Origin of the sequence: Microcoleus sp. S13_C3 (genome assembly GCF_036700905.1) — a bacterium.
GTDB lineage: Bacteria > Cyanobacteriota > Cyanobacteriia > Cyanobacteriales > Microcoleaceae > Microcoleus.
The window spans coordinates 1-12,016 of record NZ_JAUBPT010000023.1 but is presented as its reverse complement, the minus strand read 5'-3'; the positions used below and the strand labels follow the sequence as shown (position 1 = coordinate 12,016).

The window sequence follows — 12,016 nt, the reverse complement described above, 5'->3', positions numbered from 1 at the left end:
ACCCAACGGTAAATCGATCTATACGTTTGGAGGATGGGATGAAATCAAGGTTCATGTAGGTTATTGGTGGGGTGGGGCGGGTTTATTTATATTGTTTGTATTTGTGAGATATTGTTGGTAAAACCCGCCCCGACAATTCCCGAAATAATTAATCCCACGGGCGGGTTTATTTAGATTGTTTGTATTTGTTAGATATTGTTGGTAAAAAGCGCCCCAACTATTTTTAGAAAAAGATTTGTAGGGGCGGGTTCACCAACAATCATCGTCAATAATCCACAATCTCGTAAACCCGCCCCCACCCAACGGTAAATCGATCTATACGTTTGGAGGATGGGATGAAATCAAGGTTCATGTAGGTTATTGGTGGGGTGGGGCGGGTTTATTTATATTGTTTGTATTTGTGAGATATTGTTGGTAAAACCCGCCCCGACAATTCCCGAAATAATTAATCCCACGGGCGGGTTTATTTAGATTGTTTGTATTTGTTAGATATTGTTGGTAAAAAGCGCCCCGACTATTTTGACAAAAAGATTTGTAGGGGCGGGTTCACCAACAATCATCGTCAATAATCCACAATCTCGTAAACCCGCCCCCACCCAACGGTAAATCGATCTATACGTTTGGAGGATGGGATGAAATCAAGGTTCATGTAGGTTATTGGTGGGGTGGGGCGGGTTTATTTAGATTGTTTGTATTTGTGAGATATTGGCAGGTTTACCCGCCCCGACAATTCCCGAAATAATTAATCCCAGCCGAAGTCTCGATCGCACAATTGGGCTAGTCTTTGGTTGTGCGATCGAAAATATGCTCTCAATTGGTCGTATATTGTGTCGTTGATGGGGGGATATTGGGTGGCGTTGTATTTTTCGTAGGTTTGTAGTTGGTGCGGCGGTAATTCTAGAAATTGTAAGACGCTGTTGTATGTGCCGAAGGGATTGGTATACAAGTCTTCGCTTTTGAGGATTAAAAGTTGTGATTTGGGAAAAAGTTTCATCCAGGCTGGGAGTTGATCGGCGTATATGCCGCGGGTTAGATAACTGTGGTGTTGGTGTTCGTAACTGTAGTAGTTTGGGTTGGCTTGGAGTTTTTCTATTTCGCCTTTGAGTCTTTCGGGTTCGGAGGCGATCGCACTTTCTAAGGATAGGGATTCGTAGCCTATTTTGATATAGTAATAATAGTGGGATATGGCGCGTTCTACTGGGTTTCTCAGCAGGGCGATTATTTTAACTTTGGGAAATAAATCGTGGATGCGCTGGGGAACTTGGGGGTGACAGATGTAGTAGGGGCTGGCTTCTCCGGTTAGTAGGTTTTCGCCTGTTTGGGGCTGGGGAAATTGGGCGTAGTACCAGTCTGGGCTTTTGTCGAAGTTCAAGTCGAAGTAATGGATTTCTTTTTGGGCGGCGGGGAGGATTTGGGGATGTTGGATTAGGTAATTGTACAGGGATGTTGTGCCGCCTTTTTGGGCGCCGATGATGATGAAGTCGGGGGGTTTGGAGGGTTGTTTCATGGGTGGGATGCTAGGTTTATATTTTGCACTTGTACTGACAGTGTTTCGGATTTGGCATTTGTACCGATAGTCCGCCGGGGGTTAAAAACCCCCGTCTCATAGCGCAAGTCCTTTGAAAAGGACTGAAGATGTATTTATATATAGCAATCCTAAATGATTATACTCGTTACCAGGCTCTGCCTGGTAACGCATATCCGGAGGCTCTGCCTCCATAGTCTGGGCCGAGGCAGAGCCTCGCTTACATCGGTTCCCAGGCAGAGCTTGGGAACCAGTTAATTTTATTGTGGGGTGGGCATCTTGCCCGCCCCTAAAGGGCTGATTGACTATGGTGCAACAGTTGAGATCGCACTTGGGGGCATTACGGAAATTCATCGCACTTGGGGGCATTACGGAAATTCATCGCCCAATTTATATTTGATCTGACATCTTGCAGCAATATCAATAAGAGGATTTTTCGTGGGATCGGGCGGGTTTATAGAACCTATTTGCAAGCTTTAAGGCTGTTGGCGAACCCGCCCCTACGGCTTTAATGTGAAGTTGAACATATCTCGATCCCCCTCGCATCCCCCTTAAGAAGGAGGACTTTGAGAAGAATCTTGTCCCCCCCTTATTAAGGGGGGCTAGGGGGGATCAAATTCTATGGAACCTCATAAAAAATTGGTATGACATTTCAATTTAACTAGATTAGAGTGGAGTTAGGAATATCTAATCCCTGCGGGGCAAATCTTTCGCTGAAAAATATATTATCGGCGGCGATTTTGGTTGCGGGTTTGTGGGTTTTATTTTTCAGCCAAAGTACAAATTAAAATTTGTGCAAGAGGCTGATATGCAGGTTGCAAAAAATGGGAACAATAAAGATGGGATTGTACTGTCGAGCAGTCACTACCAGCAATACCATCTCTGAAATTATTCAGGAAGGCGTCAATGTTTAAGAGCAAATTATCCAAAATTATCGTATCCCTGCTGCGGCGGATTGCTGGTGTTACCAGATCCGGGGCTAAGCGGCTGATGAGAGCAATGCTGCAAACCCTGATGGCTATGGGCCGGAGGGCGAGACTGCCGGTGGCGGGGTTTGTGCTGCCGACGGTGACGATGGTTTTGCTGGTAGTGATATTGTTGACAGTGGCGATTACGCTGCGATCGTTCGATCGGGCGAATACGGCGCGTAACGTGCGCGTGAACCAGCAGGTGCTGGCGGCCGCGACTCCCGCGCTCGATCGGGCGAAAGCGAAAATTCAGTTTATGCTGGATCAAAGCCAGGGTAGGGGTACTCCTTCTGATGAAGATTTGTACCTGCTGATAGCAAACCCCCTTACAGGTGGAAGTGCAACCGATTATTATACCTTCGGGGACGAAAAACGCCTGAAACTTCAGTATAACCTAGACGGTACCGGTGGCATAACTCCCGATCTTCGCGTTAACGCTCCTAATTTTAATCTCGAAACCAATGAATCTATAAACACTGCTTGGAGATATCCCGTCGATACGAACAACGACGGCAAATTTGACACTTTTACGCTCTACGGAATATTCTTCCGCACCCCCCCAAGGGACGACAATAAAAGCAGCCCTACTGTGGGCGAGTTCTTAAGACCAAGAAAACCGCTGGAAGCAAGAACGCCACCGATGTCAGTGGCAGGACTTAATCCTAAGTGCTTGCAGGGTGGAGGTACTGCTGCTAGTTTAGCGGGCGACTCAGGCTGGTACAGGCTAGATGGCAAACTTAAAAAAAGTTTTTTTGTTTATACAGTTAACGTACCCATAACAGATACCGAAGCGACCGCATTGGGTAGTAATTATCAAAAATTCACAGGCACTTCCAGCATTTCAGCCTTGGAATATCAGCAAGACCAAATCCGCATTCCTATCGCCAACAACGCGGTGGTTTATGAAGACGATTTAGAAATATCGCCGGGACCTCCGATGAATCTAAACGGGCGGGTATTTACAAACAGTAATTTGCTGGTATCAGGGGCGGGTAGCGCTAACAGCATCAAATTGTATCAGGTCAGCAGCCCAGAGTCTTGTTTCTACGAGCAAGAAAACAGCAAAATTGTTGTGGCAGGCAATGTAGTAAATGGTGTGTCAACTGACAACACGACCAAAAATGCAGTGGACGTACACCTTTACAAAAAAGCTAGCCTCCCTTCGGCGGGTACAAGAACCGCATTCATGCTGGGTAAAAAACTAGAAATTAAGACCAGTGAGGAATCAGCTAGCAATCCTACCTTAGACGTACTTTACAACAACGAAGCGTATACAAAGCGCCTAGATTTGCTAGTAGAAGCGCAGATGGGACAAAACGGCACCAACCCCGAGACTAACGATCCGTTGTTAGTGCAGCAGCGGCCGGACACCCAAGATCGCAAACAAGCGCTGACAGAATATTTTAAACAGCTCACCCGGAAGGTTCCTTTTGCGGAAGTGCCTCTTGTTGGAGGAGACGCAACGGCAGGGTACGGTCTTTCATGGGCAACACCGGCCGGAACCCCACCCATTCTAGGCACCCAAGACACCCTAAGACCTGTAGACAAATGGAGCCTTCCCAACCCTGGCGACACCAAAATCAACCTAAAGCTGAATAAGCTAGAGGCAACAAACCCCATACCAGAACCTCCTACTGAAGAAGGATTTCTGGGCGATCGCGTTGTGGCTGGTAACAACTTGCCAGCCCTCAGATGGGACGGCGCCAAATTTATCAACACACCGGAAACAGTAGCAGCGAAGTGGAATCCGGCCGACGGCGGCACTACGCGCGAACGATCGCCACAGGTGACGAAGCTCGCTGATGTGGGAGCGATCGATCGCGACGGTTTCTGGGAAAAAGAAGGGGCGAGATTCCCGGAAAATCCATTAGACGGCAATGGCGGTTTGCGCGTCATTACTGGTGCAGGGGTTTACGAGCGCAAAAATTCTTTCCTGCCACCACCCCGTTGGATAAATCCTGCAAATGGCAACCCCGTAACTGGGGACACGGCTACTTACGACGACCCAACTACTACTTTGGAGGAGAAGTTCCCCGTCGTATGGCCGGACTCCATGCCGATGTCACCCTTGGGGCAAGGGTCTCAAGTTTATGACAATAGTGCTGGTGGCGCTTACGCTGACGGAAATTGGATTAATTGGCCTGGAGCCGCCACTGCCCTTCCTGCTCCTCCCGCAGGGCTGCCGACAGGCGCAGTTAGCCCGCTCGATCCCAACACTCCCCAGTATGCCAAGGGCGATTTGCGGATGCGGGCGACAGTAGTTTATCACTATGCACATAACTTTTCGGCGAAGGGAGAGTTTAATGACAAACCGCTAGCCTGCGTCAGCAGCTATTACGACCCCAGCACGGCTTCGACGGCAAGAAATTTAAGTACACTTCCAGCAGATGTCAGCGGTCAACCTGTAGGAGATCCTTTTGGAGAACTAGGGGCTCGTGGCACTCAAATTGGCTCCAATAACGGCATCACCTACGGCCCCCCACCAGCAAGACCGGGTGCTTCCACTCTGGGGGCTAACGGCTTGTTGAGGGGTGGCGATGCCGTTTTGGCGAATCAAGCCAACTTAGTCTTTCCCGACGGTCGGTTTGCCAACGGGCCTTTGAGAGAGGCTCTCCAAGTGGCTGACACTAATCGCACTTTGGCACAAAAAGCTGCAATTGACTCTACTCTTTGCGCTCTGGGCATTCTCAAGGGTACTATCGCTGCCAATCCGGCATTGATTCCTCACGGAGCAATCAGAGAAGTAGCATTTTTGAACGGTCGAGAAATCAAGGCGATCGATCGCGATGACTGGACAACAACCAACGTTAACGAAGCCTTTACTCTGAGTAGCCCAACCACAGTAGGCCAAGCAGCAAAATTAACAGGGAACTACAATCTGCCTTTAGAAGAACGGGAACCCCTAGAAATTCGCGCCACTCGGATAGACCTCAATGTACTGCGGCAAAAAACTCCATCTGTAGAGGGCGAGCCTTTACTGCCAAATAGCGGGATTATTTATGCCACTCGCGACGATGCGCTGCCCGATCGCAGTTTTCGCCCAGCTCTTGCTGCCGGCGGCATAGATGAAAGTAGGAGCGAAACAGTCAGCCCCACAGATTCCCTACTAGATCCTACTCGCAAGCCCAACGGAATTCTACTTGTTAATGGTCGCGAGCTAGCCAGACTTCCCAGCCCCACCACTCCTACTGTGGCGGATGTAGTCATAGAAAAGGGGCTGACTTTGGCATCTAATTTGCCGGTTTATATCCAAGGTGATTTTAACCTTCACTCCAAGCAAGAGTTTGATCCGCCCGGTGATTGGGGTAGCTTTTACGATCGTACAAACCTCGATAAAAACTTTGCCTGTCGCCCACAGGACCCCCGATTAGCTGGTAATTGTACAACAGGCGATAGTTGGCGTCCCGCAAACGTACTATCAGATGCAGTCACTCTGCTTTCACAAAATTACCGTTTTGGCTTCCGCAACGAGGGAGATTTTGACCTCAGAAATAATGCCGGTGCTGCTGCTGTAAGGCCTCGCAAACAGCAAGGATTTTACAGCAACAACTTTGTCACAAACGGACTTTCCAGCGGGGCATTCACAGCTACGAGCGGCAAATTGGTCAACACAGGAGGCACAGCAGTTACGGATGCAAACTACGCAAACAACAACAATCCTGTTAACAGTTCTTACTTCAACAACTTCGTCACTCCAGTGCAGCGGCGCGGGGCTTTCCCCGAGTATTTAATGGAAGTTTGTAACAGAATCCCGGTTTCTGCGTGTACGGATGCCGACTGGTATGTAAATCCGCTGCCGACAGCTCCTAAAAAGGCAGGGACTGACATTACCGGTGCAGACTTTATAGCCGGAGCTGGAACAACAGCTATCCCGCCAGCACCAGGACTGCAACGCTTCCCCCGGCGTGTTGCTTTTAAGAGAGGGGGAACTCCTCGTACATCTGACGCACTGGATACGCCAACTACTCCTGTGCCATTAGGGATTAGTGGCACAGGAACATCAGCTACAGTTGTTAGTGGGCCGGGCGCAAATCTAACAACAGCTAATTCTCTGTGGTTTGGGACGACTGCTGCGTCTGGCGGTACTACCGTGACTTACGGCTCACAGAATTTTCCCTATGTGTTTAACAATGCGCAGAAAGACGGGAGCGGTGCAGATTTACCAGCATTAGTATCAACAGCAACATCAGCAGACCTAACTAAAAGCTCGCAGCCGCTATTAATGCCGGTTTTGCAGATCCAAATTGTGACGGCGGCGCCTGCTGCGGCTTCATCGACCAGCTTGCCATCAGGTTCAAATATCGTGGCCGGCACCGGGTGGATACCCAAGGCTGTAAAGACAACATCTAATATGGTCGTAGGCTCGAATGATACTCCTTCCCGAACGCTTGGTAGCGGCGTCGGTGACTCTAACGGCGGTGTGCAAAATTTGACCCGATTCTTGGAAAGCTGGGATGGAAACGTTGGATCAGTAATCCAGGGTTCCTTTATCCAGTTCAACCGGAGTGCCTACAGCACCGCCCCCTATATCCCGATTCTGAATCCGGCGGCTCCGCAGCAGACTGCTCAAACTAAATTGCGGAGTCTTTTCGATTCATCGCCAAACCCACCCTCAACTACTATCACTTACACTGGCGGCGCTCCATTGCCTTATTACAGAACCAGTAACGCCAGTATCACCGTTAGTGGCAATGTGGTAGGTCGCCTTCCCTTCTTCATTCCGCCCCTGCGCGATTGGGGTTTTGACGTGGGTCTGCTATCTCAGCCGCCCGACTTGTTTACCCGAAAGTTCACGACTCCTCCCTCAACACCCAACCCGGCTGAGTATTTCCGGGAAGTAGCTCGCAATGACGACTGGGTAAAAACTTTGATGTGCGGAGTTCTAGAAGCAGATACCACCAAGAAAGCCACCGAAACCATCCCAACTGCCGACTGCCTCTAACCCTCTAACTATCCGCCGCGCAATTACTGGAGTCCTATTTATGACTAAGCAAAAACAACACCAAAATTTATCCCACCCGCGAGATGGTGGCTACACGATTATTGAGTCATTGGTAGCGATGATTGTAGTTTCGGTGCTGATGATTGCGATCGCCCCCGTGATGGCCTTCTCAGTAGCAACTCGCGTTCAAGCGCGGCGGACAGAACTGGCAACGCAGGCGGCGAAAGCTTACATTGACGGTTTGCGATCGGAGTCAATTAAGTTTGGTGGCACAATAAAAGGGTTTCCCGCTCGATACGCAGCGACAAGTCAGGCAGATTTGGCTAACGCACCAGTTCCGGGAAATAACACCGATTTATACTGCGTTGACATGGATGGAACAGGACTTTGTGAGACGAGTAGCACCAAAGACTTTTACGTTCAGGGCGCTTGGCTAAATAAAGATACATCTATTACTAATGGCGATCCCACATTAAAAGGCTATCAGCTCTTAGTCCGAGTTTACAGGGCTGATTCCTTTGCTCCGGGTGTAACTTTGAATCCGACCCCAAAGACTACGAAGCAATCTGTTGTGGGTTCTGGTTTGGGCGATCGGACAAGGCCAGTAGTAGAAATGTCTACAGAGATTCCCGCTACCGGAAATCCTTCGTATAAGTCAATCTTTGATCGCCTCGACCAACCATGAACTACTGTACGCCCATAATTACAGTGAGTGTTATTAGATTAAAATCTCTCCCAACCACTCGACTAAGGAAGAAGTCAAAATGAAAAGTTTACTCAGGTTGCTTCTAAAAACTCAGTACCAGCGAAACCGCTCAGGGCCAGCTCAAACAGAAAAGGGCATGACTCTAGTCGAGCTATTGGTCGGAGCAATTATGGCATTTTTAATCATTACCCCGATGCTCGGCTTTGTAGTTGATATGCTGAATACTGACAGGAGGGAACAAGTCAAGTCAAATACCGAGCAAGACCTTCAGGCAGCAGTTGATTTCATAGCCCAAGATTTGAGTCAAGCTATTTATATTTACGATAATAAGGATATTAATGTAGGAACTGCGGCTAATCCTGCTATCAGAAACCAACTTCCCGAGAATGGAAATCCTAATAGAATTCCGATCCTCGTGTTCTGGAAGCGGCAACAGATTCCAAAATCAGTTCCTATTAACCCCAATGTGGCTGCAAGACCGAACACCTGCACTGCTGCCGATTGCAACGACGCCTACGTACTTTCATTAGTTGCTTACTACCAGTTTAAAGACAACGACGTTACTTGGTGTCAGCCTTTAGGAGTCACTTGTCCTACCCGCATTGCCCGCTATGAAATTAGAGATGGAGTAAAAAACCCGTCAACTTTGGCTTACTACACTGCTGCTGAGACAACAACTGGTCAAACAAAAGATCCAGCTTTTAACGCAAATTTTGACCCCAGCAAGCCAACACAAAATGTGACAGAGGTTGGGCAACTGAGAAATCCCCTATCGACAGCAACAAAGCCGGAAATTCTGGTGAACTACATCGACAACAGTACAGTTAACGTTCCACCTCCACCAAACTGTAAAACTACTCTTGGCGTCACAGACCCACCAGCACCAGCACCAGCATTAACTCCAACAGATTTATTAACAGCCGACGGCTCAACCAACAGCTTCTACGCTTGTGTAGATAAATCTAACAACATAGCCAGAGTTACTATCAGAGGAAATAGCCTCCGCCGCCTTCAAGCCAACGATGCTGAGTTCAAAACCACCAGTTCGGCATATTTCCCAACAGCAACCGTGCAAGTACAAGGTTTCGGTGCGGTAGGAAAATAAGTTAGGTCTGAAACACATTTCTCAATCGCCGCCCGCAGATAAACAATAGGAGAAGACTATGAAAACGCCACCAATATTATTAAAACTTTTGCATAACTCGGCTGCCAAGCCCAGCCATAATTACAACAAAACAGCATTCAGAAAAGATGAGGGAGGATTCACGCTTCTAGAAGTGCTGGTGATAGCGTTAATCGTAGGTATATTAAGTTCGATCGCCGCTCCAAGCTGGGAGGTATTCATCAACAGACAAAGAGTTCGCACAGTGAACGATCGAGTCCTCCAAACCTTGCGAAGTGCACAAAGCGAAGCTAAGCGAAGTAAGCGCGATGTCACAGTTACATTCAATTACGATCCTAATGCTAATCCGCCAGTTAAGCCAACATTTACGATCAATACTAATACTCCACAAAATTTGGATGCAGGAGGCGAAATAAAGCCCGGACAGGTCAAACTTTTTGCTCAAGCTAATGGAGTTTCCACCATCAAATCAATTACTTTTAATTACCAAGGCTGGATCACAGCCCCATCAATACAGACCCGAACGCCACGACAACTAACTGACGGTTTTACAGTGACAATTTATCCCCCCAATTCTCTACCTAACACCGCTGCTAAGCAGTGCGTAATTGTGGAAACTATCATAGGAGGAATGAGAACTGCTGAAGGAAATGATTGCCCACCACCACCACCCTAGTTTTCAATAAATTTAATATTAACCTCTAACAGCAATTCCGCATAAGTTCTGAATTGCTAAAATCTATTAACTTAAATTATTTTATATTTCAAATCCTATTAAAACAGTCAAAAAATGCAGCTAGAACTAAAACAAATAATCATCCAGCCAGGAAATCAACTATTACTCAAAGACATCACCTGGCCGATGTTTGAAACCCTACTAACAGAATTGGGAGAAAGTCGCGCATCCCGACTTTCATACAGCAAAGGAACATTAGAAATCATGGTTCCCCTACCCGAACACGAAGTTGGTAAAATCCTGATTGGTAACTTAGTCGAAGCACTACTCGAAGAACTTGGTATGGAATTTTGGTCTCTAGGTTCCACCACATTCAAAAATCAAAAAATGGCTCAAGGAGTAGAACCAGATACCTGTTTCTACATCCAAAACGAAGCCGCAGTCAGAGGCAAAAGCCGCATCGACTTAGAAACAGACCCACCTCCCGATTTAGCCATAGAAATCGACCTCACCTCCCGCACTCAGTTCAACAACTACGAAGCATTAGGAGTACCCGAATTGTGGCGCTACAACGGCCGCAACCTGCAAATCAGCGTACTGCAAAATGGAAAATACATACAGGGCGATCGGAGTCTCCAGTTTCCCAACTTCCCCATCACCGAGCTCATCCCCCAATACTTAGAACAAAGCAAAACAGCCGGCAGAAACGTCGCCATGAAAGCCTTTCGATATTGGGTGAAAACGCAAATTTAGCAGGGGGAGGACAAATTTGCCGGTGATTATAGTAGGGGCGGGTTCACCCTAATATTCAACACAAATCCCAAATCCAATAAACCCGCCCCCACCGGACATGATATTAGGGGTAATCGACCGAAGATGATATCATGTTATGTGCGATCGAAACGATTAAAAGGGCGGGTTTTCGAGATAGTCAATTATTGGCAGATATTGTTAGTGAACCCGCCCCTACCGTATGAGGGATAATCGACGGAGATGATATAAATTATAACTGCTTAACTAACCAAGCGATCGCCCCTTCAACATCAGCAACCTGCTCAACATCCGCAATCGGCGGCCGCTGCACCATCACCACCGGAATTCCCAGTTCCCTAGCCGCCACAATTTTCGCATAAGTAGCACCGCCCCCGCTGTTTTTACTAACAATAGTATCAATCTGATATTCTAATAGTAATTGGCGCTCGTCTTCCAAAGAAAAAGGCCCCCTTGCTAACAACAATTTACCATTAGGAATAGGAGAATTGAGTGCCGGAGGATCGATCGCCCGCATCAAAAACCAAATAGCATCCAAACCAGCAAAAGCAGCCAATTCCTGCCTACCAATCGTCAGAAACACCCGCTGAGACTGCCCTAATAAAGCCCTTGCAGCCTCCGAGTGGCCCGCAACATCAATCCAGCGATCGCCCTCCACCCTCTCCCAAGCTGGACGCACCAGCATCAAAAAGGGCACATTACATTCAGCAGCAGCAAGAGCAGCATTAGCAGAAATCTGAGCCGCAAACGGATGAGTAGCATCGATTAAGAAGTCGATCGGGCGATCGTCTCCGTTGGCTGCGCGATCGAGCAAAAACGCCGCCAGCCCAGCCGCCCCACCAAACCCCCCAATTCGCACCGTACCCGTTTTTGGGGTAAAAGGCTGTTGAGTGCGTCCTGCTAGCGAAGATACCACCTCTATTTCAGCAATTTGAGACGCTCTTGCCGCCAGTTCAGCAGCATCCCCCGTCCCGCCCAAAATTAGCAACCGTTTTTTCACCAAATTATCCCTAATACCAATTTAATGTGAAGTTGCACATATCTCGCTCCCCCTAAATCCCCCTTAAGAAGGGGAGTAGGGGTTGACTTTGAGTAATTTCTTGTCCCCCCCTTTGTAGGGGCGGTGCGACCCCTACTCCCCGTGCCCGCCCTTGGCTAGGGGCGATCGGGCTTAACCCAAGCGCATTGGGTTAAAACAGACATCTTGCAGCAATATCAATAAGAGGACTTTTCGTGGGGTCGGGCGGGTTTATAGAACCTATTTGCAAGCTTTAAGGCTGTTGGCGAACCCGCCCCTACGGCTAA

Annotated in this window: 7 protein-coding genes; 5 read left to right on the top strand and 2 right to left on the bottom strand. The window is 48.1% G+C overall.

Annotated features, from left to right (window positions below; translation table 11 throughout):
- Positions 1–742: 742 nt before the first annotated feature.
- Complete coding sequence (locus QUA16_RS09230) at positions 743–1,507, bottom strand: sulfotransferase domain-containing protein (protein WP_333107042.1); 765 nt, start codon at positions 1,505–1,507, stop codon at positions 743–745.
- A gap of 924 nt (positions 1,508–2,431) precedes the next feature.
- Here QUA16_RS09230 and hpsA point away from each other — a divergent pair.
- From hpsA to QUA16_RS09205, 5 genes are all read left to right on the top strand, one after another.
- Complete coding sequence (hpsA, locus tag QUA16_RS09225; protein WP_333107041.1) at positions 2,432–7,435, top strand: hormogonium polysaccharide biosynthesis protein HpsA; 5,004 nt, start codon at positions 2,432–2,434, stop codon at positions 7,433–7,435.
- A gap of 40 nt (positions 7,436–7,475) precedes the next feature.
- A complete protein-coding gene (hpsB, locus tag QUA16_RS09220) occupies positions 7,476–8,120 on the top strand; it encodes a hormogonium polysaccharide secretion pseudopilin HpsB (protein ID WP_333107040.1) in 645 nt (214 codons plus the stop codon).
- A 79-nt stretch (positions 8,121–8,199) separates the two neighbouring features.
- Complete coding sequence (gene hpsC, locus QUA16_RS09215; RefSeq protein ID WP_333107039.1) at positions 8,200–9,246, top strand: hormogonium polysaccharide secretion pseudopilin HpsC; 1,047 nt, start codon at positions 8,200–8,202, stop codon at positions 9,244–9,246.
- Positions 9,247–9,304: 58 nt separating this feature from the next.
- A complete protein-coding gene (locus QUA16_RS09210) occupies positions 9,305–9,940 on the top strand; it encodes a prepilin-type N-terminal cleavage/methylation domain-containing protein (protein ID WP_333107038.1) in 636 nt (211 codons plus the stop codon).
- A 114-nt stretch (positions 9,941–10,054) separates the two neighbouring features.
- Entirely contained in the window at positions 10,055–10,693 is a 639-nt protein-coding gene (locus QUA16_RS09205; RefSeq protein WP_333107037.1) for a Uma2 family endonuclease, read from the top strand.
- A gap of 250 nt (positions 10,694–10,943) precedes the next feature.
- Here the strand turns inward: QUA16_RS09205 and QUA16_RS09200 are convergent, their stop codons facing one another.
- Positions 10,944–11,711, bottom strand: coding sequence for a cobalt-precorrin-6A reductase (locus tag QUA16_RS09200; protein WP_333107061.1), 768 nt, complete (start codon positions 11,709–11,711; stop codon positions 10,944–10,946).
- Positions 11,712–12,016: the final 305 nt, after the last annotated feature.